24 protein-coding genes are annotated in these 25,306 nt (G+C 44.7%); all 24 read left to right on the forward strand.

What is annotated here, in order from left to right:
• Window positions 1–92: 92 nt before the first annotated feature.
• Entirely contained in the window at window positions 93–1,634 is a 1,542-nt protein-coding gene (locus ELZ47_RS04475) for an ATP-binding cassette domain-containing protein (RefSeq protein ID WP_126435388.1), read from the forward strand.
• 158 nt (window positions 1,635–1,792) lie between these two features.
• Complete coding sequence (locus ELZ47_RS04480; protein WP_126435390.1) at window positions 1,793–2,692, forward strand: hypothetical protein; 900 nt, start codon at window positions 1,793–1,795, stop codon at window positions 2,690–2,692.
• 340 nt (window positions 2,693–3,032) lie between these two features.
• On the forward strand, window positions 3,033–3,461 hold the full coding sequence (gene aac(6'), locus ELZ47_RS04485) for an aminoglycoside 6'-N-acetyltransferase (RefSeq protein ID WP_126435392.1): 429 nt from the start codon (window positions 3,033–3,035) through the stop codon (window positions 3,459–3,461).
• A gap of 120 nt (window positions 3,462–3,581) precedes the next feature.
• Window positions 3,582–4,463 (forward strand): aminoglycoside phosphotransferase family protein, encoded by an 882-nt coding sequence (locus tag ELZ47_RS04490; RefSeq protein WP_126435394.1) that lies wholly within the window; start codon window positions 3,582–3,584, stop codon window positions 4,461–4,463.
• 233 nt (window positions 4,464–4,696) lie between these two features.
• The gene (locus ELZ47_RS04495) at window positions 4,697–6,454 is read left to right on the forward strand and encodes a glycoside hydrolase family 13 protein (protein ID WP_164549554.1); all 1,758 of its coding nucleotides are present in this window, start codon (window positions 4,697–4,699) and stop codon (window positions 6,452–6,454) included.
• 124 nt (window positions 6,455–6,578) lie between these two features.
• A complete protein-coding gene (locus ELZ47_RS04500) occupies window positions 6,579–6,815 on the forward strand; it encodes an AbrB family transcriptional regulator (RefSeq protein ID WP_126435398.1) in 237 nt (78 codons plus the stop codon).
• Complete coding sequence (locus tag ELZ47_RS04505) at window positions 6,812–7,222, forward strand: type II toxin-antitoxin system death-on-curing family toxin (RefSeq protein WP_125434353.1); 411 nt, start codon at window positions 6,812–6,814, stop codon at window positions 7,220–7,222. Before ELZ47_RS04500 ends, ELZ47_RS04505 begins: the two co-directional genes overlap by 4 nt.
• Before the next feature lie 29 nt (window positions 7,223–7,251).
• The gene (locus tag ELZ47_RS04510) at window positions 7,252–7,794 is read left to right on the forward strand and encodes a ClbS/DfsB family four-helix bundle protein (protein WP_126435400.1); all 543 of its coding nucleotides are present in this window, start codon (window positions 7,252–7,254) and stop codon (window positions 7,792–7,794) included.
• A gap of 34 nt (window positions 7,795–7,828) precedes the next feature.
• The gene (locus ELZ47_RS04515; RefSeq protein ID WP_126435402.1) at window positions 7,829–8,674 is read left to right on the forward strand and encodes a DUF4300 family protein; all 846 of its coding nucleotides are present in this window, start codon (window positions 7,829–7,831) and stop codon (window positions 8,672–8,674) included.
• Window positions 8,675–8,721: 47 nt separating this feature from the next.
• Window positions 8,722–9,033, forward strand: a complete 312-nt coding sequence (locus ELZ47_RS04520) for a hypothetical protein (protein WP_125331354.1) — start codon at window positions 8,722–8,724, stop codon at window positions 9,031–9,033.
• A 201-nt stretch (window positions 9,034–9,234) separates the two neighbouring features.
• Window positions 9,235–12,516, forward strand: coding sequence for an ATP-dependent nuclease subunit B (rexB, locus tag ELZ47_RS04525; protein ID WP_125331353.1), 3,282 nt, complete (start codon window positions 9,235–9,237; stop codon window positions 12,514–12,516).
• The gene (gene addA / locus ELZ47_RS04530) at window positions 12,513–16,187 is read left to right on the forward strand and encodes a helicase-exonuclease AddAB subunit AddA (protein ID WP_126435404.1); all 3,675 of its coding nucleotides are present in this window, start codon (window positions 12,513–12,515) and stop codon (window positions 16,185–16,187) included. Before rexB ends, addA begins: the two co-directional genes overlap by 4 nt.
• A gap of 33 nt (window positions 16,188–16,220) precedes the next feature.
• The gene (locus ELZ47_RS04535) at window positions 16,221–16,526 is read left to right on the forward strand and encodes a DUF4298 domain-containing protein (protein WP_002900075.1); all 306 of its coding nucleotides are present in this window, start codon (window positions 16,221–16,223) and stop codon (window positions 16,524–16,526) included.
• Between the two features lie 471 nt (window positions 16,527–16,997).
• Complete coding sequence (gene hisC / locus ELZ47_RS04540; protein ID WP_002900077.1) at window positions 16,998–18,056, forward strand: histidinol-phosphate transaminase; 1,059 nt, start codon at window positions 16,998–17,000, stop codon at window positions 18,054–18,056.
• A gap of 55 nt (window positions 18,057–18,111) precedes the next feature.
• The gene (locus ELZ47_RS04545; protein ID WP_125331349.1) at window positions 18,112–19,101 is read left to right on the forward strand and encodes an ATP phosphoribosyltransferase regulatory subunit; all 990 of its coding nucleotides are present in this window, start codon (window positions 18,112–18,114) and stop codon (window positions 19,099–19,101) included.
• A complete protein-coding gene (hisG, locus tag ELZ47_RS04550) occupies window positions 19,098–19,742 on the forward strand; it encodes an ATP phosphoribosyltransferase (protein ID WP_002900079.1) in 645 nt (214 codons plus the stop codon). Before ELZ47_RS04545 ends, hisG begins: the two co-directional genes overlap by 4 nt.
• Window positions 19,739–21,031 carry a histidinol dehydrogenase gene (hisD, locus tag ELZ47_RS04555; protein WP_125331348.1) on the forward strand — a complete coding sequence of 431 codons (1,293 nt, stop codon included), beginning with the start codon at window positions 19,739–19,741 and terminating at the stop codon, window positions 21,029–21,031. The genes hisG and hisD overlap by 4 nt, the downstream gene beginning before the upstream one ends.
• A gap of 11 nt (window positions 21,032–21,042) precedes the next feature.
• The gene (hisB, locus tag ELZ47_RS04560; RefSeq protein WP_002912765.1) at window positions 21,043–21,627 is read left to right on the forward strand and encodes an imidazoleglycerol-phosphate dehydratase HisB; all 585 of its coding nucleotides are present in this window, start codon (window positions 21,043–21,045) and stop codon (window positions 21,625–21,627) included.
• 34 nt (window positions 21,628–21,661) lie between these two features.
• On the forward strand, window positions 21,662–22,285 hold the full coding sequence (hisH, locus tag ELZ47_RS04565) for an imidazole glycerol phosphate synthase subunit HisH (protein ID WP_126435406.1): 624 nt from the start codon (window positions 21,662–21,664) through the stop codon (window positions 22,283–22,285).
• Complete coding sequence (gene hisA / locus ELZ47_RS04570; RefSeq protein ID WP_164549555.1) at window positions 22,263–22,985, forward strand: 1-(5-phosphoribosyl)-5-[(5-phosphoribosylamino)methylideneamino]imidazole-4-carboxamide isomerase; 723 nt, start codon at window positions 22,263–22,265, stop codon at window positions 22,983–22,985. Before hisH ends, hisA begins: the two co-directional genes overlap by 23 nt.
• A gap of 2 nt (window positions 22,986–22,987) precedes the next feature.
• Complete coding sequence (gene hisF / locus ELZ47_RS04575; RefSeq protein ID WP_002914871.1) at window positions 22,988–23,746, forward strand: imidazole glycerol phosphate synthase subunit HisF; 759 nt, start codon at window positions 22,988–22,990, stop codon at window positions 23,744–23,746.
• Window positions 23,746–24,090 carry a phosphoribosyl-AMP cyclohydrolase gene (hisI, locus tag ELZ47_RS04580; protein WP_125331345.1) on the forward strand — a complete coding sequence of 115 codons (345 nt, stop codon included), beginning with the start codon at window positions 23,746–23,748 and terminating at the stop codon, window positions 24,088–24,090. The genes hisF and hisI overlap by 1 nt, the downstream gene beginning before the upstream one ends.
• A gap of 116 nt (window positions 24,091–24,206) precedes the next feature.
• Complete coding sequence (gene hisE, locus ELZ47_RS04585) at window positions 24,207–24,521, forward strand: phosphoribosyl-ATP diphosphatase (protein WP_002914873.1); 315 nt, start codon at window positions 24,207–24,209, stop codon at window positions 24,519–24,521.
• Between the two features lie 33 nt (window positions 24,522–24,554).
• On the forward strand, window positions 24,555–25,304 hold the full coding sequence (locus tag ELZ47_RS04590) for a PHP domain-containing protein (RefSeq protein ID WP_125331344.1): 750 nt from the start codon (window positions 24,555–24,557) through the stop codon (window positions 25,302–25,304).
• Window positions 25,305–25,306 lie beyond the last annotated feature (2 nt).

A 25,306-nucleotide genomic window follows, 5' to 3' on the forward strand; every position in this document is an offset into this window, starting at 1 on the left:
GGTTTCATTCAAATATTCAGGCTCCTATTATATCCCTGTCTAGAAAAAACGACTATCTAAGTTGGTAAATAACTTCAGGAGGTTTATACGCTATGCTTAGAGCTTATGTAACTAAAAAGTATTTATTCTTCTATTTCGTGGCGATTATGATTACTTGGCTGGAGGCTGTTATTACTCCAGCTTTGATTCAGTATATTGTCTCTAGTTTTACCAATCACCAGTTGCAGTTGCTGTGGCAGGTTTTGATTTGGGGGATTGTGGGGAATTTTATTCTCTTGCTGGGTTTGGCGGGGAAACGCTATTATTATGCACGAGTGCTGACAGACTTCAAGTCAGGGATTAAGCAGGCTATCTTTCAGACTTTCTTATATAGCCGTCGGATAGCGGATGACGAGGTTTTGTCCGACCTGGAAAATGATGTGAAACAGCTAGAAGATAACTATATTGAGCCGACTGTCATTATCATTTCTTCTTTGGGATTTACAACTGTCTCCATCTGTTATGCACTCTGGACTAATTTTTTTCTAGGCTTGCTCTTTATCGTTTTTTATTCGATACCTGTCCTTTGTAGTAGTATAGGTTCCAAGCGCTTGGATGCGATTACTAAGCAGAAGTCTATGGCTAACCAAGGCTATGTCTCTCAAGTGACCAATATGATTGCGGGAGCCCGTCCCATAAGACATTATGGGGCACAAAGTTTGTTTTACAAATTATTTTCCAAGGATTTACACAAGGCTTTAGAGCAAGAAATCGCCTATGAAAAGCAACGGACGCTAAACAGTCTCTTTATCAATGGGATTGATGCCTTTTGCTCGGTTGCGCCAATTGTCATTGGTGGTTTCATGACCTATTATAACTACCTATCTGCAGCCAGCTTTGTTGGGATTTACCTAGTATCGTATAATATCGGCTACCAATTTCAGGAGCTATCCTACTTTATCAATACCAGGAAATCAGCTAAGTCTCTTTGTGATAAATATCAAAACATGCTGGGAGAGGAGTTGATAATACCTTCAGCTCTTGAAAGTTCCGTCTTTCCTATCCAGCTAGAGCAAGTCAGCGTAGAGCGTGATGGTCGAAAAATCCTAGCTCCTTGTGACCTTAGCATTGAGGAAGGGGAAACGATTGCCATTATCGGGGAAAGTGGGTCTGGGAAAACAACCTTACTGAACCTCATCTATGGAGAAATCAAGCCTAGTCAAGGTCGGATTCGCTACCATGGACAAGAGCTAAGCTCGGATGAAATCTATCAGGCGGGGGCCTACATTCTCCAGTCTAGTCATGTCTTTGATGGTTTGACTCTAGAGGAAAATATCGCGCTGGGGCAAGAACTGGATTCTGTAAGGATGGAAGAAATCCTACAGCAAACTGGTTTGAAATCTCTTAAAGGCAAAACACCCAGCAATCAAACTCTGTCAGGCGGTGAGAAGCAGCGGCTAGAAATTGCCCGCGCGCTCTATCACAATCGCCAATTTATCCTGGCTGATGAGGTCAAGGCCAATCTGGATCTTAGAAATCAAGAGAAAATCAGCCAGCTTCTCTTCTCTCTCCCACAAGCACTTGTAGAAGTGATTCATCACTATAGCGAGGAGGACTTGAAGCGCTATGATAAGGTGATAAAATTGGATAGATAGGTGGAGGTATAGATTTCAAAAAGGAGTGGCAGGGGTCACTCTTTTTTGTGAGTTGGAAAATAAGATGATTAGCTTTTTTTCCATTTATAATATACAATAAAGTTATGGTGCTTTACCATATGTTTTTTTAAAAAAATATTATATAAGGAGATTAGCTATTGGCAATAAAAGAATTCGAGATAGATGATTTTAATGAATTAATTTCCATTTTAATTCAGGATTCATATTATAGCAATACTAGTAATAGAACTAAGTTGACTTTATTAAGGCAGTACTCCGAGATAATTATTAGAAAAATAATTAATATGGGTGAGGGAGAACCTTTATTACTTGGTGATGTGCTTTATCCTAAGAAAGGAACAAAAGTTCATGAAAAGCTTCAATTGTTAGAGAAGTGGCGTTTAAAGGAGTTTCAAGAAATAATTCAGAAAGTAGCATCTTGGGGAAATAAACATTCGCATACTCAAAGCATTAGTATAGGAACAGTTGAAGACGTTGGTCAAGCAGAAAATGCAATTTTGGAACTAGTGGCATTTTTGTTTATTGATTATTTCCTAGAATACCCTATTCATTTATTTACTGACAGAGTAATATTAAGAGCTTTCTCATTTTTACCACCTATATTGAGGTTCAAAGTTTTGTCATACTTATATAAAAAAGCTGATAGAAGAAATGTTGTATTGGTAGACAAACTCTTATTATCGTTAGTAAAAACGAAAGGAAAAAATTATACTAGCGACTGGTTAGAACAAAATCAAGAAGATTTGATTAAAGTAGATTATCCAAATCAAAAAACTATCGAAGATTTTTATAGTTTCTGTGATTTTGAAGTAACTATTCAGTTATCAAATTATAAAAATATATATGAGTTGTGGAAGGATAAAATTAATGACCCACGGATTCTGAGCAATGAAAGTGGTCGGCTTTATAAGAATTTTGAGGAAGCACTGTATTATTATAAACAAAATAAAATAGAGGATATGCTTCATGATAGTATTGAGAGAGAAAAATTTAGAGACCTCCTGAACTTTGTCTACGTTGGTAGAAAAGCACATTAGTTACGTTTAATGGTTTAATTCAAATATGCTGACCCTCTACATTTCGTTTCACAGTATAGGTAGCTAACGTCAGCACATGTTGAGGCGGTATCACTGCTTGTACGAGCTGAGGTATCAGCGAAGTAGAAGTAGATGCTCCGCCCATGGGATAGGACTCGTAGAATGGGGAGAGAAACTGACGAAATGATACGGTAAGTCCGAACCACTGAGTGTGTGGCTCTGCTCTTCCGATCTGAGATAGTCGAAAAGTAGAAGGGGATGGTATTGGTATCAATCAATGAGTAACAAAGTAACAGCATGATTCGAAACATTTGCTTGTAATTTGCGGAGGAACATCAATATGGATGGAATAACAAAAGATTCTATAAAAACGGCTAAACTAATGAAACAATTATGGCCCCAATTGACCGATAAAGAAGCTATTTATGAAGTAAAAAGATATACGAATGGCAAAAATACTGCAATCTTTACTGAAGTTGAAGGTGACACAATTGTAGGTTTAGCACTATGTTCACTCAGATTTGATTATGTTGAAGGTTGTAAATATAGTCCTGTTGGATTCTTAGAAGGGATTATTGTCGACGAGGAATATCGTTTAAAGGATATTGCTAAAAATCTCTGTACAAAATGTGAGGAATGGGCGAAAAATAAAGGATGTAAGGAATTTGCAAGTGACTGTACTTTAACGAATACGGATTCTATAAGATTTCATCTCAATATTGGATTTCAGGAGGCAAATAGAATTATTCATTTTAAGAAGAAATTATAATTTCAGAACGTGGTCAAAATTTATGTATCTTTAGGAAGTGTGAAAGAATGGACGGACTACGAATTACTTTTCATTAGTTAAGAATATAGTAATCTTGTAAAGTCAATCGAGGAGTTATTGATGGAATTTATTAGTAAGATAGCCATAAATAAAGGCTGGTCAGATGATAAAAAATATTGTGTTACAAACCACCAGAACCATCAAAAATATTTATTGCGTGTTTCTGATAAAGAGAAGTTAGATTCTAAGAAAATTGAATTTGATATAATGGAGAAGATTGCATTTCTTGGAGTTCGTATGTGTAAACCGATTAAATTTGAATTCTGCGGTGACGAAGTACATTCTATACACGAGTGGATAGATGGAAGAGATGCAATAGATACCATTTTAACTTATTCAGAAAACCAACAATACACTTACGGGATAGAAGCAGGAAGAATGCTTAGAAAGATTCATACAATTCCTGCTACAGAAGTTTGTGAAGACTGGGAAATCTTTTTTAATCGAAAAATTGATGATAAAATCTCCAAATACAAAGAATGTCCCGTCCAATATGAAAGTGGTCAACTCTTTATTGATTTTTTGGATAAAAACCGTGAACTGCTAAAGAATAGACCCCAAGTTTTGCAACATGGTGATTATCATATTGGAAATTTCATGATTGGAGAAGATCGTGAGATTTATGTCATTGACTTTGATCGTTTTGACTTTGGAGATCCTTGGGAGGAGTTCAATCGTATTGTGTGGTCAGCTCAAGTATCTCCCTCTTTTGCATCAGGTATGATAGATGGATATTTTGATGACAAGGTTCCAGATTTATTTTGGAAACTTCTTGCTGTTTACATTCTAAGTAACTTAATTGGAGCTCTTCCATGGGCTATTTCTTATGGAGAAGAAGAAGTATCAGTAATGCAAAATCAAGCAAAGGAAATTTTAGAATGGTATGATTATATGAACCGATTAGTCCCAAGTTGGTATATGAACAAGAATAATACTGAATAAGCGTTGGAATATCAATTTGGAAAAAGAAAATAATTAAATGAAATCTCAAGATAGAAACTAATATTAAGCCTTTTCTCCAAGGCTTTTTAATATTCTCTACTATACCTTTTATTCCCAAACTTAAACAATAGCTTGCAATCCTTTTTTTAAAATAGTATACTAGGGCTAGATTGTGGAATCGTTTGCATAAAGTTGCGATGAGTTTAAACAGAGAAATCTAGGAGATGAAAAGTATGGAATTAACAGCCATTTATCATAGACCGGAATCGGAGTATGCCTATCTTTATAAAGAAGGTCAAGTGCATATCAGAATTAGGACTAAGAAAGAGGATATAGAGAAAATCCTTTTGCACTATGGGGACCCCTTTATCTTTCTTGAGGATTCTTATGAAGATGTGAAAGAGATGGTCAAAGTGACCTCTGATGCCTTATTTGATTATTGGCAAGTAGCTGTTTCTGTGCGCTTTGCTAGGCTCCAGTATCTCTTTGAGCTGAGAGATAAAGAAGGTCAAAGTGTCTTGTATGGAGATAAAGGTTTCACTGCCAATATTCCAGAAAATCTTGCTTCGGAAGGAAACAGATTTAAACTCCCTTATATTCACGAAATTGATGGTTGCCAGGTTCCTGACTGGGTTTCAAAAACGGTCTGGTATCAGATTTTCCCAGAACGATTTGCCAATAGAAATTCTGAACTTTCACCAGAGGGATCTCTAGATTGGGATTCGTCTATCAGACCTAAAAGTAGTGATTTCTTTGGTGGGGACTTACAAGGAATTATTGATCATCTGGATTATTTGCAAGACTTGGGCATTACAGGGCTTTATCTCTGTCCCATCTTTGAATCTCCAAGCAATCACAAGTACAATACGACGGATTACTTTGAGATTGATCGACACTTTGGGGACAAGGAGACTTTCCGTCAACTGGTGGAGCAAGCTCATCTGCGTGGCATGAAGGTGATGCTGGATGCAGTTTTCAATCATATGGGCGATCAATCCGCTCAATGGCAGGATGTTCTCAAGCATGGTGAAAAGTCAGCTTACAAAGACTGGTTCCACATTCAAAAGTTCCCAGTGACGGATAACAAGCTTGTGAATCCAAAAGAACTGCCTTATCATACCTTTGCTTTTGCCAGCTATATGCCTAAGTTAAATACGGCAAATCCCGAGGTGAAAGACTATCTCTTAAGCGTTGCGACCTATTGGATTGAACATTTTGATATTGATGCGTGGCGACTGGACGTGGCCAATGAGGTTGATCATCAATTTTGGCGAGATTTTCGTAAGGCTGTTTTGGCCAAAAAGCCTGACCTTTATATTCTTGGAGAGGTTTGGCATACCTCTCAGCCTTGGTTGAATGGAGATGAGTTTCACGCGGTCATGAACTATCCTCTATCGGATAGTATCAAGGACTACTTTTTGAGCAGGCGCAAGAAGACCAGTCAATTTATAGCTGAGATTAACTGCCAGTCCATGTACTACAAGCAGCAGATTTCTGAGGTTATGTTTAATCTCTTGGATTCGCATGATACAGAGCGCATCTTGACGACTGCCAAAGGAGATATCCATCTTGTCAAATCCGCACTCGCCTTTCTCTTTTTACAAAGGGGAACGCCTTGTATCTATTATGGAACCGAGCTAGAATTGGACGGAGGTATGGACCCGGATTGTAGACGGGTCATGCCTTGGGATCGGGTTTCAAGTAGCAATGATATGCTCAATTTTATGAAGAACTTGATTCAGCTTCGCAAAGATGTTGCGGGCATTATTCAGTATGGGAAATTTACCCTGGAAGAAATCAAGCCTAATGTGCTGGCTTTAGAATGGCAACATGATCATCAAGTAATCCGAGCCATTTTTAATCAGTCGAATGAGAATTATCTTTTAGACAGAGATTCAGCTGATTTAGTGAGTCATTGCCAAACTGATGACCAGCAAGTTGTCATCTTACCAAAGGGATTTGTAGTTTATTGTGATGAGTCTCGCATTTGAGATGTGTTTAACTAATATCTTAATCCCATGATGTATTCTAAATAAGATAAGAGAAGTCGGAAGATTATTCTATTTTTGTAATTACTGTAATTATCTGTTATAATATCCCTAAGGAGGAAGCAAGATGGCAGTAAAAACTAGAAAACAAGGGAATTCTATAACAATAACGATTCCAAGTGAATTTAATATTCCGAGTGGCGTGCATTACGATGCTAAATTGTTACCGAGTGGCGAAATTGTCTTTACTCCAGAAAAGACTGAAAATCAGGTTACTTATATTTCTGACGAATCTTTTGAATTGGATTTAGATCATATTTTTGATGAATACGATGATATTTTTAAAGCTTTGGTGGAAAAATGACAGTCTATTTAACAGAAAAGCAAATTGCAAAGATTAATACTTTAGTTATTCAGCGCTATTCTCCGAAAGAACAAATCAAGACGATTAGTCCATCAGCACTAAATATGATTGTGAACTTACCTGAACAATTTGTTTTTGGGAAACCTCTTTATCCATCGATTTTTGATAAGGCAACATTTTTATTTGTTCAATTGATAAAAAAACATGTTTTTGCTAGTGCTAATAAACAAACGGCTTTTTATGTTTTAGTAAAATTTTTACGATTAAACGGTTATCATTTTGCTGTTACGCTTGAAGAAGCGGTTGAAATGTGTGTAAGAATAGAGGTTGCATCACTGTCTGAGCAAAATTTAAAAAGCTACTCAAAATGGGTTTCTGAACATTCGTTTCGTAATGATAACGATTAAGCTTTAACTATGCAAAGGAGTGCAATCTTATGCCTAGACCGAAAACTAAAGAAGATCTGCTGTTAGCTGCTAAGGAAAACTATGAGAAGCTACACACTCTCATTTCCAAATTGTCTGATCAAGAGCTAAATACGCCCTTTGATTTTTCTCGGGATGAAAAGAAGAAAGAGGCCCATTGGAGACGAGATAAAAATCTAAGAGATGTTTTGATTCACCTCTATGAGTGGCATCAGCTCTTGTTGAATTGGGTGCATTCCAATCAAAAGGGGCAAGAGCAGCCTTTTCTTCCTGCTCCCTATAACTGGAAGACTTATGGAGAGCTGAATCTGGAATTTTGGAAGAAACATCAGAATACTTCTCTTGAAGAGGCAACTGGGATCTTTCGTCAGTCCCATCAAGATGTTTTGGACTTGGCAGACACATTTACAAACGAAGAATTATTTTCAAAAAATTTATATAAATGGGTCGGAGGGACTGTACTAGGTTCCTATTTTGTAAGTGCTACCTCCAGCCATTATGACTGGGCCATGAAAAAGTTGAAGGCTCATCAGAAAAATTGTAAATTAAAGTAATTAATTGAATACGAGTAGTGGAGAGAAATAAAATATGAAAAAATACAGCAAAATAATCATGTCCTGCGCCTGCTTAGCATTGACTTTTGGGCTTGTGGCATGTGCTAGTTCCCAGAAAAATAAAGAAACAAGTCAAACTACATCGACTTATTCAAATCTAAACAGTAAAAAGAGTGTCGAAGAAGTCAAGAGTTTGTTGGCTGCTGAATTGGATAAAGACAGTGTCGATAACTTTGTCAATCTAGTCAATGACTACAATGGACTTGTTGGTTCTGCTGGATTAAGGGGCGATTTCACTAAGTTTACCAAAACCGAATATGATGTGGAAAAAATCAATCCTCTATGGCAGGCAAAGAAGGGCGATTTTATCGGGACAAATTGTCGGATTAATACTTATACTTTGCTGAAAAATAGCATCGAAATTCCTCAAATAGAAAAAGATGACGAACTCTTGTTCATAGATAATGATTCGATTGACAAGGGCAAGCTCTTTGATGCCAAGGATAAGGAAGATTTTAATATCCTGTTTTCAAGAGTCAAGACTGAAGCGACTCAAGATGTAAAAGTCCATGCTAAGAAGATGGAGGAATACTTCAAACAGTTCAAGTTTAGTGAAAAAGCACGGATGCTTTCAGTCATTGTCCACGACAATCTTGACGGCGATTCTCTCTTTGTAGGCCATGTCGGCGTCTTGGTTCCAGATAAAGACGGCTATCTGTTCGTCGAAAAGCTGACCTTTGAAGAGCCATACCAGGCAATCAAGTTTGCGACCAAGGAAGATGTCTACAAATACTTGCAGACAAAATATAAGGACTACACAGGGGAAGGACTGGCCAAGCCTTTTATCATGGACAATGATAAGTGGGTAGAGGGTAAATAGTGTGCTTCTGTTAGCATTAAGAAAATAGAACTGGAAGATTTTAGCGTATGGAATTAAAAGATTTTACAGAAAAGGAACAGGAGCAGATCAATCAAGGGCTCAGTACTCCAGAAATTTCCGATAAGGAAGCTGCCAAAAAGATTCTGGCACTTGTGCCCAAGGAATGGATTAAGAGGATTCCTTTCTTTGTGAGAGGGCATGCGACGACCAAGACGGTTGAGCGAGTTGCCAAGCAATATCCTGAACTATACGCTGTAGCCAAGCAGCAAGGCGAACTTCCTGACAAGGAAAGAGAAGAATTGCGCGTGATTATGACAGAGATTTTTGAAGAAAAGATGAATAAGCATAAAATCAAATGAACTCTTACTTTGAAAGAAGTAAGAAGCTATAGAAAGCCACTGGAAGCAGTGGCTTTCTCGTTTTTTATGGACATGACGAGGATAGTCACTAAGGCTATCTTTGGATGCAGGCTTCTAATTGGGCTTTGGGACTATTCTCCATGAGAATTATCGGCAAAAATGGTATAATGTTCCTATATTTTCTAGAGGTAAAGGCAGGCTATGAAATTACTTTATACAGATATTCGCCATTCTTTGACCAAGGTTTTGGTGGCTGAGGCTGAGAGCTTGGTGGCGGCTGGTAAGCGAGTCTTTTATATTGCGCCAAATTCGCTATCTTTTGAGAAGGAGCGGGCGGTTTTGGAGTGCCTGAAAACTCAGGCTTCCTTTGCCATTACGGTGACGCGCTTTGCCCAGATGGCTCGGTATTTTGTCCTCAATGATGTTCGGCAAGGGCAGAGTTTGGACGATATTGGTCTGGGAATGTTGATTTATCGGACCTTGACAGAGTTAGATGATGGCGAACTTAAGGTCTATGGCAGAATTAAGAAGGATCCCCAGTTTATCCAGCAACTGATGGATCTTTACCATGAACTGCAGACCGCCCAGATGTCCTTTGCGGATTTGGAATTTCTTGAGGAGCCTGAGAAGCGGGAGGATCTGGTCAAGATTTTTACAGCGGTGACTGCTGCTCTGAATAAGGGCGATTTTGATTCGTCTTCTCAGATTGCCGCTTTTGCCCAGCATATTCTATCAGGTGATACGGATGAGGAGTTGGAGAATCTAGCTCTGGTCATTGATGGCTTTACTCGATTTTCTGCCGAAGAGGAATACCTAGTTGGTCTTCTTCATCGGAAAGGTGTTGAGATTGTTATCGGTACCTATGCCAGCCAAAAATCCTATCGAGCAGCCTTTCGTGAGGGCAATCTCTATCAGGCTAGTGTGGATTTTTTGAGAAAGCTGGCTGAGGACTATCAGGTCAAGCCTGACTATATCCCTCATGCAGAAGCAGAAGATGCCTTTGGTCGGATTTCCAAGGTCTTGGAGAGTCGCTATGACTTTTCAGAATCAACGGTTAGTCTTAGTGAGACAGACCGCTCACAGCTTCAAATTTGGTCTACTATGAACCAGAAAGAAGAGCTGGAGTTTGTGGCTAAGTCCATCCGACAGCGGGTTCATGATGGTGTGCGCTATAAGGATATTCGTCTGCTTTTGGGAGATGTGGAAGCCTACCAGCTTCAGCTCAAGACCATTTTTGACCAGTATCAGATTCCCTACTATCTGGGGCGGAGTGAGTCGATGGCCCAGCATCCGCTGGTTCAGTTTGTTGAGTCCTTGGAGCGGCTCAAGCGCTATAACTTCCAACTGGAAGACCTGGTCAATCTCTTAAAGACGGGCCTCTACGGAGATTTGACTCAAGAGGAGCTGGATCATTTTGAGCAATATCTGCGCTATGCTGACATTAAGGGTGCAGGCAAGCTAGCTAAGGATTTCACGGCCAATAGCCAAGGGAAATTTGACCTAGACCGTCTTAATCATATTCGCCGCCGGGTCATGACTCCGATGCAAGACTTTTTCAAATCCCGCAGCCAGACGGTGTCGGGGCTCTTAGCTAAGTTTACGGAGTTCGTCCAAGCAGCCCGTTTTTCGGACAATTTGACGGCTCTGCTGCAGGGAGCAAGTCAGCAGGAGCAGGAGCGTCATGAGGAAGTCTGGAAGGCTTTTAGTCATGTTCTAGAGCAGTTTGCTCAGGTCTTTGAAGATAGCAAGGTAAAACTGGACGACTTTCTGGCCTTGATCCTGTCTGGCATGCTTTTGTCCAACTATCGGACGGTGCCAGCAACAGTAGATGTGGTCAAGGTCCAGTCTTATGACCTGATAGAGCCTTTAGCAGCTCCTTACGTCTATGCGATTGGACTGACCCAGGAGCGTTTCCCGAAAATCGCGCAAAACAAGAGTTTGCTCAGTGATGAAGACCGGGCTCGGCTCAATGACGCAACGGATTCTCAGGCCGAACTCCAGATTGCCAGTTCAGAAAATCTCAAGAAGCATCGCTATACAGCTCTATCACTGATGAATTCTGCCACCAAAGAGCTGGTCTTGTCTGCACCAGCCTTGGTCAATGAAGTAGAGGACAGCATATCGACCTATCTACTGGAATTGACTGCAGCTCCGCTTTCCTTGCCCATCATTGTCAAAAAGCCTCAGGCTTCCAGTGATGATATTGGTAGCTACCGAGCTCTACTTTCTCAAATTATTGAGCTCCACCAAGAGGAGATTGACCGAGAGTGGACAGCAGAGGAGCAGACTTTTTGGGCAGTAGCTGTGCGGGTACTGCGCAAGAAATTGGCAGCAGAAGGCATCAGCATTCCGCACATCAGCAAGGAACTGAAAACGGAGCCTCTGCAGTCGGAAACTTTGCAAGCCCTCTACCCTCAAGAACAGCCTCTGAGACTGTCAGCGTCTGCCCTCAACGAATATTTCCGGCATCAGTATGCTTATTTTCTCAAGTATGTTCTGCGTCTGCAGGAAGAGTGGACCATTCATCCTGATGCTCGCAGTCATGGGATTTTCCTTCACCGGATTTTCGAAAAGGTTCTGCAGGATGATTCGTCTGCCGATTTTGACCGGCGTTTAGCGCAGGCTATGGAAGAGACTAGCCGAGAGGCTGAGTTTGAGAGCATCTACAGTGAGTCAGGCCAGACCCGTTTTGCCCGCCAGCTCTTACTAGATACGGCGCGGGCGACTGGCCGTGTGCTGGCTCATCCAAGCGGGATTGAGACCATTGGTGAGGAGACTGGCTTTGGATCTGCTTCTAAGCCTTTCCTGACCTTGGAAAATGGCAGAGCAGTGACCGTGAGCGGAAAGGTGGACCGGATTGACCGTCTGACTAAGACCGAGAGTTTGGGAGTGGTGGACTATAAGTCTGGCGATATTAAGTTCAGCTTTGAAAAGTTCTTTAATGGACTGAATTCTCAGCTGCCGACCTATCTGGCAGCGATTGAGGAGTTAGCAGACTATCAAGAGGAAAAGGGCACTTTTGGCGCCATGTATTTGCAGATGACCGATCCGATTGTGGCGCTTAAAGATACCAAGACCTTGGCGGATGCAGCCAATCAGTCTATGAAGCCACTCCAGTACAAGGGACTTTTTGTGGCTGATGCTGTCAAGGATCTTGGTCCGCTCTATGAAAAAAATAAGACAAACTTGCTGAGTCAGGAAGACTTGGACTTGCTGCTGGCCTACAATGCTTATCTTTACAAAAAAGCCGCGGAAGGCATACTATCAGGTCGCTTTGCAGTCAATCCTTATACAGAGAATGGGCGAAGCATTGCTCCTTATGTAGAGCAGTTTAAGGCCATTACAGGCTTTGAAGCCAATTTCCATCTTGGACAGGCACGCCAGCTGGAAAAGCTGGATACAAGCAAGTTTGATAGGCGGCCGACTGGTGAGAAGTTGCGCCAGGCCTGGCTAGAAAAGATGAGGGAGGAGATGGAAAAATGAAGAGAATTCCTTTTTTAACTGCAGAAGAAATTGCTCTTAAGCAAGCTCAAGAATCTGCTTCGGACAAGCCACAGAAAAAGACGGCAGAGCAGATTGAGGCTATCTACTCCTCTGGCCAGAATATTCTGGTATCCGCTTCGGCCGGATCGGGTAAGACTTTTGTCATGGTCCAGCGGATAATAGACCAGATTTTGCGAGGTGTTGCGGTCAGCCAGCTCTTTATCTCAACCTTTACTGTCAAGGCGGCAGGAGAGCTCAAAGAGAGACTGGAGAAGGAACTGGGGCAGGCCTTGAAGGAGGCCGAGAGCCCTGAACTCAAGCAACATCTAGCCCAGCAATTGGCTGATCTGCTAAATGCTGACATTGGCACCATGGACGCCTTTACCCAGAAAGTGCTGAGTCGCTATGGTTACCTGCTTGGCCTGGCACCAAATTTTCGGATTCTACAGTCTGCCAGCGAGCAGCTGATTTTGCAAAATGAAGTCTTCAGCCAAGTGTTTGACCGTTACTATGACAGTGAGTGTCAGGTTTTGTTTAGCCGTTTGGTAAAGAACTTTACTGGTAAGCGCAAGGATTTATCAGGCTTTCGGGAGCAAGTTTATCGGATTTACAGTTTTCTGCAGTCAACCAGCAGTCCTCAGCGCTGGCTGGAGGAAACCTTCCTCTATGGTTATGAGCACAGTGACTTTGCAGCAGAGAGAGAGAGGGTATTCGGTCAAATCAAATCAGCCCTTTGGGAGTTGGAAGCTTTCTTTTCTGTCCATTTGGAGCATGAAGGAAGAGAGTTTGCGGGTGCTAAATATCAGGAGAATGTCCAGGATGCTCTGACCCTCTTAGCAAGCCTGAATGAACTGTCCTCGATAGAAGAAACAGCTCAGGTTCTCAAACAGATTGTGGCACTTTCCCAACTGTCCAATGGCCAGGCTTTTACAGCTCGGGTTGGCAAGAATGCTGACGAGCTCAAAAAAGAAATGGCCAAGGACTACAATGAGGCTAGGAAGCCTATGATTGAGAGGCTGCGCAGCTTTGACCAGCAACTTTATCAGCTGGACTTTATCGAGCAGCATCAGGATGAATGCCTGCCTCTGGTTGAGCTTCTGCGGGATTTTGTGGCGGACTTTGCACAGTCTTACCTGGAGCGAAAGAAAGCAGAAAATGCCTTTGAATTTGGCGATATCAGCCATTTTGCTATTGAGATTTTAGAGACATTCCCAGAGGTGCGTCGCTTTTATCAGGAACGCTACCATGAGGTCATGGTGGATGAGTATCAGGATACCAACCATACGCAGGAGCGCATGCTGGACTTGCTTTCCAGAGGACAAAATCGCTTTATGGTAGGTGATATCAAGCAGTCTATCTACCGTTTCCGTCAAGCAGACCCGCAGATTTTTAGCGATAAATTTAAGGCCTATCAAGAGGATAGCAGTCAAGGCAAGCTGATTGTCCTTAAGGAAAATTTCCGCAGTCATCTTGAGGTTTTGGAAGCGACCAATGATGTTTTTAAACGCTTGATGGATGAAGAAGTCGGGGAAATTGACTACAATGAAACCCACTATCTGGTGGCTGGAAATCCAGCCAAACGTGAACCTAATCCAGCTAACCGCGCTTCCTTCTTAATCTACGAAGGCTCCAAGGAGAGTCCGGAAGAGGAGGCTGATGAAGGCTTGCCACAGGCAGTATCAGCTGGGGAAGTGGACCTAGTCATCAAGGAAATCATCCGCCTGCACAATGAAGAAGGAGTGGCTTTTAAAGATATTACGCTACTGACGGCATCCAGAACCCGCAATGATTTGATTTTAGCTGCCTTTGAGCAGCACCAGATTCCGCTGGTACCAGATGATGGCGCAGCAAACTATCTGCAGTCGGTTGAGGTCTTAGTCATGCTGGATACCCTGCGGACCATCAATAATCCGCTGAATGACTATGCCCTGACCGCCCTTCTCAAGTCTCCCATGTTTGACTTTGGTGAGGACGAGCTGGCTCGGCTGTCTCTGCAGGCCTGTCAAGAGCATTCTCAGGAAAACCTTTATGAAAAGCTGGTCAACACCCTCCAAGGAAGAGGTTTGCATCCTGCTTTAGTCACCCAAGAACTGCAGAAAAAGCTGCAGCATTTCCATGATACCCTGCAAGGCTGGCGGACTTATTCCAAGACGCACTCCCTGTATGATTTGATTTGGAAGATTTACCAGGATCGTTTCTACTATGACATGGTGGGAACTCTGGCCAATGGTGCCCAGAGACAGGCCAATCTCTATGCCCTCTCTTTGCGGGCTAATGAGTATGAAAAGTCTAGCTTTAAAGGTCTCTCTCGCTTTATCGGGATGATAGACCGTATCTTGGAAAACCAGCATGATCTAGCCAGTGTGCCAGTGGCGGCGCCTAAGGACGCTGTTCGCCTCATGACCATTCATAAGAGTAAGGGGCTGGAGTTCAAGTATGTCTTCCTGCTCAATATGGACAAGGCCTTCAACCGTCAGGATAGCAGCTCTGCTATTATCCTTAGCCGGACCAAGGGAATCGGCATCAAGTATGTAGCGGATGTATCGGTGTCTGTGGAAGATCCTTATGCGCCGAATCAGCTGCGCATTTCCATGGATACGCTACCTTATCAGCAGAATCTAGCGGAGCTGCAGTTGGCTAGTCTGTCTGAGCAGATGCGTTTGCTTTATGTGGCCATGACGCGGGCTGAAACCAAGCTCTATCTGGTCGGAAAGGGCAGTCAAGAGGTTTTGGATAAGCGTCAGTGGGGCAAGAGCCAACAAGGGCGTTTGTCTGCCAGTCTGCGCAGCCAGCTCAGTAATTTCCAAGACTGGCTCTATGCCATTCAGGCCGTTTTTTCCGATGAGAATCTCGCCTACGAGACCCGTTTTGTCACTGATGAGGAGCTAACTGCTGAAGAGATAGGGCAGATTAATGAGCCTGTGCTCTTTCCAGCGGATGATTTGGCAGATAATCGTCAGTCGGACGACATCCGTCGGGCTCTGGATATTTTAGAAAGCGTGGACCAACTGAATAGCCAGTACCGCTCTGCCATTGAGCTGCCTAGTGTGCGAACTCCAAGCCAGATTAAGAAGTTTTATGAGCTAATCATGGATACGGATGGTCTGGATATCATGGATGAGCGAGCAGCTTTTCGGCCTCAGCCTAGCTTTGAGTTGCCTGATTTTGGCAAGAAAGCCAAAGTGACTAGGGCTCAAGTCGGTAGTGCCGTTCATGAGCTCATGCAGCGAATTCCTTTGGATAGCCGTCCCAGCATGGCTGTACTTCGTTCTGCCTTGGCTCAGGTTCAGGCCGATGAAGCGGTCAAAAAGCAGATTCAGCTGCCTAAGATTGCATCTTTCTTCGAGACAGATTTGGGACGTCTCTTGATTGAGAACAGTGACAGAGTTCGTCGAGAAGCACCATTTGCCATGCTCAAGAGGGATGACGCCAGCGGTCAGAACTTTGTTTTGCGGGGGATTTTAGATGGTTACCTGCTCTTTGAGGATCGGATTATCCTTTTTGATTACAAGACGGATAAATATAAGGATTCATCTGAGTTGATTGCCCGCTACCATGGCCAGCTAGACTTATATGCTCAAGCTCTCAGCCGTTCTTATGGCATTTCTCAAATTGAAAAATATTTGATTTTGCTGGGCGGTGAGCAGCTGCAGGTGGTTAAGGTGAATTGATTATTTTGTCGTGTCCAGAAAGGAAGGAAGCCTGTGGAACAGTTAGAACGCATTCAAAAAATGGAAAAGCACCTGAATAAATATTCTCAGGTATTGGCAAGAGCCCAGGAAGCTTTAGCTGAGCTGGAGCGCTGTCAGTCAGATTATATACAGCTGAGGGACTACTATACTGGTCAGAATTTTTTTGATGATTTAGAATACTCAAATAGTCCAGAATTCCCTGAAAATATAGCTTGCGGCGTCTTAAGTGAAGATGCTGTCTATGATCTGATGGGGGAGCATTTTGAAACAGCGATTAATCTGCTGGATTTGTCCAGCTCTATGCTGAAAGAACGTTAATTTATTTAGAAAGAAAAAAATAATTAATTTTTTTCAATTTTCCTCTTGCTTTTTAATAAAAATTCATGTAGAATATTCAACAATAAATTGAAAGCGATGAGAGAAAAAGTCTAAGACAAGAAACAGAGAGTGCCTGATGGTGAGATGGCATGCAATCCTTAGACGACACATTCTTGAGTGCGGATGCGAAATCAGTCAGCAGTCTGAGACTAGTGTCCGACGGCTGATTGCCGTTATCAATCTGGAGTCCCGTACTCCCAGAGGGTCCTCAGGCGACTGTGGTCCAAATAAAGGTGGAACCGCGTGTCAACGTCCTTGCAAAGTTTTTTTGCGAGGGCTTTTTATTATAATGAATTCAGAAAATTCCCCTATATTCCTTTACCAAAGCGGTAAATTTCGTCTTTCATTTATTAGAAGTTCTAAAAGATAATCGGAGTCAGATAATGGCTAGTGTGAAAGAGAGGTGGCAAGATGGTTAAGCTAAAAGGTCTCAGGCAGATCAACCCCTATGTAGCGGGGGAGCAGCCCAATGAGCCAGACATGATTAAGCTCAATACCAATGAAAATGCTTATGGGCCAAGTCCTAAGGTGGCAGAGGCCCTGCAGAACTTTGATGCCCAGGACTTGCGCAAGTATTCCAGTTTGGATCAGGCGGAGCTCTGTCAGGCTTTGGCGACAAACTTGGGTGTATCACCCGACCAGCTTATTATTGGTAACGGCAGCGACGACATCTTGTCCATGGCTTTCCTGGCTTTCTTTAACAGCGGCGAGTCGGTCTTATTTCCGGATTTGACCTATGGTTTTTACAAGGTCTGGGCGGACCTCTACCACGTGCCTTTTCGAGAAATCCCTCTGACAGCTGATTTTGAGGTCCATCCCTCCGACTATTTTGGAGACAATGGCGGCATTATCCTAGCCAATCCCAATGCTCCGACGGGGATGTATCTACCACTTGATCAGTTGGAGGAAATTCTGGCGTCCAATCAGGATGTGGTAGTGGTGGTGGATGAGGCCTATATTCACTTTGGCGGTCAATCTGCCCTGTCTCTGCTAGACACCTATCCCAACCTCTTTATCACACGGACCTTTTCCAAGGATGCGGCCTTGGCTGGTCTGCGGGTGGGCTACGGCATCGGCCATCCAGACTTAATAGCTGTCATGAAAGCTGTCAAGGACTCCATCAATCCTTACTCAGTGGATATGTTAGCAGAGCGCTTAGCCCTTGCTGCGGTGGAAGATTGGGATTATTATCTCGAGACCGGCAGAGCCATTCAAGAGACCCGAGATTGGTTTGCTGGGGAATTGGCTGCGCTGGATTTCCAAGTCCTGCCTAGTCAGACCAACTTTGTCCTAGCCCAGCCTACTAGAATTTCTGCAGCAGAGCTTTTCCAGCAGCTAGAACAGCGTCGGATTTATGTGCGGTATTTTCCAAAAGCAGAGCGAATCAAAGACTTTCTGCGCATCTCTATCGGACAGCGAGAAGAGATGGAAAAAGTCCTGGCAGCCATCAAGGAAATTTGCAGCAGCTGAGAGTTTGACTCAAAGCCAGCCAGTGTAAGAATAGAGCAAGAAAGGAAAGCAGCCTATGAATAAAATCACCCTTCCGATTGGCATGCATGACAAGCTTTTCAAGAGGGCGCGTGTGACTTACGAGATTGAGCGGGACATCAGTGATTTTCTGATGGCTCAGGGCTTCAATCGGATTGACACACCGACTTTGGAGCACTTCGAGGTCTTCAGTGACCATGTGGAGCCCCATCATTATCATCTTTTCGATAAAAAAGGCGAGCTACTAGTGCTACGGCCAGATGTGACCAGCCAGATTGGTCGGGTTATTGCTTCGACAAGGGTGCATACGCCGACCAAGTTTTCCTATTCGGGCAAGGTCTTTCACTATCAAGAAGAGCTGCGCGGTCTTGCCAACGAGCTCAGTCAAGCAGGTATTGAGATTATCGGCTATCCAGTTCGCGATGCGGTGCTTGAGGCTATCAAGACAGCCAAACAGTCGCTGGATTTGGCGCAGGTTAAGTCTTATCAGTTCGAGTTTTCCCATGCAGCAATCCTGCAGACAATTCTAGAGAGTCTGGCCTTGGATTCGCAGGAGGAGGCCCAGCTGCTAGATTATATTCGCAAGAAAAATAGGACGGGGATCTTTGAATTTACCCAGACCAGATCGAGTGAATTTGATGATTTTTTGCAGGAGCTGCCCTATTTGTTTGGTCCTAGCCAACAGGTTTTAGCTAGGGCTAGAGAGATAGTTGACAACGAGCGGATATTGACATCTTTAGATGATGTGGAGCAAGTTTTGCAGAGCCTATCAGGCTTGCTGGATCAGACAACTATGGACTTGGGACAGGTGGCGACCATGCCTTACTATACCGGCCTGACCTTCAAGGTCTTTGGCGACCGAGTACCAGATGCCTTTCTATCTGGTGGGCGCTATGACCAGCTTTTCAAGCGCTTCGGGGCAGCAGAGCTGACAGCTATCGGCTGGTCCCTTGACATTGACAGTGTCTATCAGGCCATTCATGATGACCTGCCGGACGAGGGCAGAAAGGAAGGTGATGCCAGATGAGTCAGATTACCATTGCCCTGACCAAGGGGCGGATTGAGGAAGATACGGTCAAGCTCCTGACCAAGGCTGGCTTTGATATGTCCTTCATGGCAGACAAGGGGCGCAGTTTGATTTTTGAAAGTCCAGACAGTCGCTTTCGCTTTCTTTTGGTCAAAGGGCCTGACGTGACGACCTATGTACGCCATGGAGTCGCTGATTTGGGCATTGTCGGCAAGGATATTCTCTTTGAGCATCCGACCGGCTATCTGGAGCTGCTGGATCTGAACTTTGGCCTTTGTAAATTCTCACTGGCCTCGGTACCCAGCTATGACCCTCATGATCACAAGCGCAAGCGGATTGCGACCAAGTACCCGACTGTGGCAACTGATTATTTTAATCAAAAGGGGGAAGATGTGGAAATCATCTCCATTCAAGGCAGCGTGGAGATTTCACCGGTGCTGGGTCTGGCGGATGCCATTGTCGATATTGTGGAGACGGGGCATACCCTGTCAGCTAACGGCCTGCTGGTTTTTGAAGACATTTGTCGGGTGTCAGCCCGGCTCATTGCTAATCAGGCTTCCCTGAAAAATAACCCTGATATCATGCCTTTTGTGGCAAAGATTGAATCCCTAGTAGGAAGAAGAGAGGTGGCTTTTAAATGACAATTATCAAACGTTTAAGCGGAAGTAACGAAGAAATTTCACGGATTTTATACGAAGAGCAGCTGCAGCTCAGTCAGCAAAACTTAGATGTGGAAGAAGCGGTGGCTGAGATTATTGAAAGAGTCAAACAAGACGGTGACCAAGCTTTAAGAGACTATACCATGCTTTTTGACAAGGTTGAGGTGACAGACTTTGAAATTGGGCAGGAGCTAATTGACAAGGCCTTTGAGGAGATTGACCCAGAGGTCTTGGCTGCCCTGAAAAATGCCCAAGCTAATATTGAATCTTACCACCGCCAGCAGTTGGAGACTGGTTTTGAGGATAGTCCCAGTGAGGGAGTTATCCGTGGTCAGTTGATTCGGCCGATTGAGCGGGTCGGCACCTATGTACCAGGCGGCACCGCAGCCTATCCTTCCTCCGTCCTCATGAATGTTATCCCAGCCAAGATTGCCGGTGTCAAAGAAATCATCATGATTACACCACCCCAGGAGCATTTTACTCCAGCGATTTTGGTTGCAGCCAAGCTGGCTGGTGTCGATCGGATTTTCCAAATTGGCGGAGCCCAAGGTGTAGCAGCTCTGGCTTATGGAACTGAGAGCATTCCCAAGGTGGATAAGATAACTGGACCGGGCAATATCTTTGTGGCTACGGCTAAGAAGATGGTCTATGGTGTCGTGGGAATTGACATGATTGCCGGTCCTTCGGAGATTGGGGTCATTGCGGATCGTTCAGCCAGTCCAGTCTATGTGGCTGCTGACCTTCTGTCGCAAGCTGAGCACGACAAGCTAGCTCGGGCTATTCTGGTGACCGACTCGGAGGAGCTGGCAGACCAAGTCGAAGCAGAGCTGGACAGACAGCTCAAAGAGCTACCGCGGGAGGAAATCGCGCGTGCTTCGATTGAGAACAACGGCCGCATCATCCTTGCGCCTTCTAAGGAAGCCATGTTTGAGCTTATGAATCAGGTGGCACCTGAGCATTTGGAGATTGCCATGGATAATGCTTACAGCTATCTGGATCAGGTTGAAAATGCCGGATCTGTCTTTCTGGGGCATTATACCAGTGAGCCAATTGGTGACTACTATGCGGGAGCTAATCACGTTTTACCGACAACCAGCACCAGCCGCTTTTCATCAGCTCTGGGAGTCTATGACTTTATCAAGCGCATCCAGTACACCCAGTACAGCCGTGCTGCTGTAGGAGCGGCTGACAAGGATATTACCAGTCTGGCCTATGCAGAAGGCCTGCAGGGACATGCCAAGGCCATCGAAGCCCGCAGACAGGAGAAATAGAAGGAGTTGCCATGAGACAAGCTGAAATCAAGCGTAAAACACAGGAGACCGATATTGAACTGGCTGTCAATCTTGATCAACAGGAGCCGGTAGCTATCGAGACCGGTGTCGGATTCTTTGACCACATGCTGACCCTTTTTGCCCGCCACAGTCGGATTTCTCTGACGGTCAAGGCCGAAGGCGATCTTTGGGTGGACAGCCACCATACGGTTGAGGATGTAGGCATCGTGCTGGGCCAGGCTCTGCGTCAGGCTTTGGGAGACAAGGCAGGTATCAACCGCTACGGCACTAGCTTTGTGCCCATGGACGAAACGCTAGGCATGGCCAGTCTGGATCTATCTGGTCGCTCCTATCTGGTCTTTGAGGCGGATTTTGACAATCCCAAGCTTGGGAATTTTGACACCGAGCTGGTGGAGGAATTTTTCCAAGCCCTAGCCTTTAATCTGCAGATGAATCTGCACCTGAAAATCCTTCATGGCAAGAACAGCCACCACAAGGCGGAAAGCCTCTTTAAAGCGACTGGACGAGCTCTGCGGGAGGCTATTACGATCAATCCAGAGATTCATGGAGTCAACTCCACCAAGGGCTTACTCTAGCTTGTCTTTCTGTGTGAAAGGAGTTGATGTAGAGATGATGATTGTCATTGACTATGACGCGGGAAATACTGCCAATGTCCTCCGCGCTCTGGCTCAGGTCGGTGTAGCAGCACGCCTGTCAGCTAATCCGCAGGAAATTTTAGCTGCCGATGGCTTGATTTTACCAGGTGTCGGTGCTTTTCCTGCGGCTATGCAGGAGTTGGAAAGGCGAGGGCTGGTCTCCGTTATCCAGCAGGCTGTGGCTGATGGCAAGCCTCTCTTGGGCATTTGCTTAGGCATGCAGCTCCTGCTGGAGTCTGGATTGGAGAATGGTCAAAGTTCTGGACTGGGCTTGATTCCCGGTGTTTGCCGTAGGATTCCGGACCAGGCTAGTCTGCCTGTGCCTCACATGGGCTGGAATGATTTAGAGGTCCAGCAGTCGTCTGCTTTGACAGCTGGTCTAGAGGGCCAGTCAGTCTATTTTGTCCACAGCTACTATACAGATGTTCCGGAGGAGTACTTGGATGTGACGGCTGATTATGGGCGACCAATCCCAGCTATGATTCACCGAGGGTCGGTTTTTGGCTGCCAGTTTCACCCAGAAAAGTCTGGTGCTGTCGGTCTCGGTATCCTAGAGAAGTTTAAGGAGTATGTCTATGAAAATACTGCCCGCTATTGATATCAAAGACGGCCAGGCCGTCCGCCTTTTTAAAGGGGATTTTAGCCAGAAGACGGTGGTCAATCCCGATGTCTTGGAGCAAGCTCGAGTTTTCAAAGAAGCTGGGGTTACCATGATTCATGTGGTTGACTTGGACGGAGCCTTAGAAGGTCGGGCGGCCAATCGAGATTTGATTGCCCAGATTAAAGCGGAGACTGGTCTAGCCATCCAAGTCGGGGGCGGCATTCGCAGTCTGGATCAGATTGAAGATTACTTAGCAGTTGGCATTGACCGTGTCATCATCGGCTCTATGGCTGTTAAGAATCCTGATTTTGTTAAGGAAGCGCTGGAGCGCTTTGGAAGCAGCAAAATCGTGATTGGCATTGATGCGAAAGAGGGTCTAGTTGCGACTGAGGGTTGGCTGGAAACTAGCAATCAGGACTATATCAGCCTAGCATTGGCCATGGAAAAAATCGGCGTTCGCCTCTTCGTCTATACAGATGTGGACCGAGACGGGACTCTGACTGGCCCTAATATCCAGCATTATCAAAAATTGCTGGCGTCCCTCAAGCATGCTCAAGTCATTGCCTCTGGCGGCATTCAGTCAGCAGAGGATTTGGAAGAGCTGAAAAAGCTGGGCTTGGCTGGTGCCATTGTTGGCAAGGCCTATTACAGTGGACGAGTCAGCCTAGATCAGATCAAGGAAGCAGAAAGGGGCTAGCCATGCTGAAAAAACGAATCATTCCCTGTCTGGATGTCAAGGACGGCCGGGTGGTCAAGGGTATCAACTTTGTCAATCTGACTGATGTGGGCGATCCAGTTGATGCGGCCAAGGCCTACTATGAAGCCGGCTGCGATGAGTTGGTCTTTCTGGACATTACAGCCACCCACGAGGAGCGGGACACGACGGTCGAGATGGTCCGGCGCGTGGCGGAGCAGGTTTTCATTCCCTTTACCGTTGGGGGCGGCATTCGTACGGTTGAGGACATGAAGCGGATGTTACAGGCTGGGGCGGATAAGGTTGCGGTTAATTCATCAGCACTGGCAAATCCTCAGCTTTTAGCTGACTGCGCTGAGAAATTCGGCAGCCAATGTGTGGTGCTGGCTGTGGATGCTAAGAAAGAAGCGGATGGTAGCTGGCATGTCTATCTGGCTGGCGGCCGCAAGGACAGCGGTCGCGACCTGTTAGATTGGGTTCAAGAAGCTGTCGGTCTCGGAGCGGGGGAAATTCTTTTGACCAGTATGGATAAGGATGGGACCAAGTCTGGTTTTGACTTGCCAATGCTGGAAGCCGTCTCTCAAGTGGTTTCCGTTCCTATCATCGCCTCTGGTGGTGCTGGCAGTAGCCAGCATATCCTAGAAGTTTTTGAAAAGACTGCAGCGACGGGTGCCTTGGCAGCCTCGATTTTCCATTATGGTCAGGTCTCCATCGCTGAAACCAAAAAAGCCATGCTGGAAGCTGGATTGGAGGTGCGCATCTGATGACAGAAGTAAAGTTAGATTTTCAAAAGCAAGGTGGTCTCGTACCTGCCATTATCTTAGACCACACCAGCAAAGAAGTCCTCATGCTAGCCTATCTCAATGAAGAAGCCTACCAGCTGACACGCACCAGCGGTCAGATGTGGTACTGGAGCCGGTCACGTCAGGAGCTTTGGCATAAGGGAGCCACCAGTGGCCACTACCAGACTGTCAAAAAAATCACAGCTGACTGCGACCTAGATACCCTGCTGATCGAGGTAGACCAGCTGGGAGCAGCCTGCCATACCGGTGCCAAATCCTGCTTTTTCCATAAAATTTGGGATGAGGAAGACAGCAAAACTGACTAAAAGCTCCCTTGCTTTACTTTAGTACTTGCTTAATGCAAAAATAAAATTAAGACATCAGCCTGCCATTGGAAAGAATTGCTTTTTATAGTAAAATAAGGAAGATATAAGGAGATACGATGCTAGCAAAACTCTATCAAGAAGCCCTCAACCGCAAAAAAGAGCCCAAGGAAGGCTCCTATACCAGCTATCTCTACGACAAGGGGCTGGACAAGATTCTAAAAAAAGTCGGAGAAGAAGCGACAGAAGTGGTCATTGCGGCTAAAAATGCTGACAAGGACGAGATGGCCAATGAAACCGCTGATCTGCTCTACCATCTGGCGGTCGCTCTCGTCGAAACTGGCGTCAGTCTGGATCAGGTAGAGGCCGTCCTCCAGGCCCGACAGGGCAAGCAGAGCCGGATTCATGATCGACCTGAAATTGACCATTACTAAAGGGACACAAGATTTGCAGAAAGGCGGTCCAGCATGCGCGACAACCATCTTCATACCTATTTTTCCTATGATTCTGAGGCGGATTTCTGTGACTATCTGGACCATTACGAGGGCGAGATTGTCACCACTGAGCACTATGATTTGTCCAATCCCTACCCTTACGAAGCTGCCTCGCCCCACGATGATGTGCCTGACTATGAGGCCTATTCAGCAAAAATAGCAGAGCTGAACCAGCAATATGGCAACCGCATTAAAAAGGGGATTGAAATTGGCTATTACGCTCCGCGTAAGGACGATATTCTAGCTTTCCTAACGGACAAGGAATACGACCTCAAGCTCTTATCTGTCCACCACAATGGCAGTTTTGACTATCTGGAAGATCCGGTCTTGCAGCTGGATAAGATGGAGTTAATTCCCCGCTACCTGAGAGAGTTAGAAGAGGCTATCGAAGCTGTGCCAGCAGATGTACTAGCTCACTTTGACTATGGTTTCCGAAAATTTGCGCTTACCGTAGAGGAGTTAAAAACTTTTGAACCAGAGCTGCGACAGCTTTTTCACAAGATGATTGATTATGGTCTGGCCTTTGAGCTCAACTGCAAGTCCATGTATCTGTACGGCCACGAGGAACTCTATATCTATGCTCTTTCGCTAGTCAAGGAGCTGGGCGGTCAGCGCTTTTCAGTGGGATCAGATGGCCACAAGCTGGAGCATTTCCGCTTGCAGTTTGACCGAGTTTCCAAAATCTTAGCAGAGGCTGGCATAGGTGAGGAGCAGTTGATCTAGAA

The sequence above is a fragment of the Streptococcus sanguinis genome, from assembly GCF_900635155.1.
Taxonomy (GTDB): domain Bacteria; phylum Bacillota; class Bacilli; order Lactobacillales; family Streptococcaceae; genus Streptococcus; species Streptococcus sanguinis_G.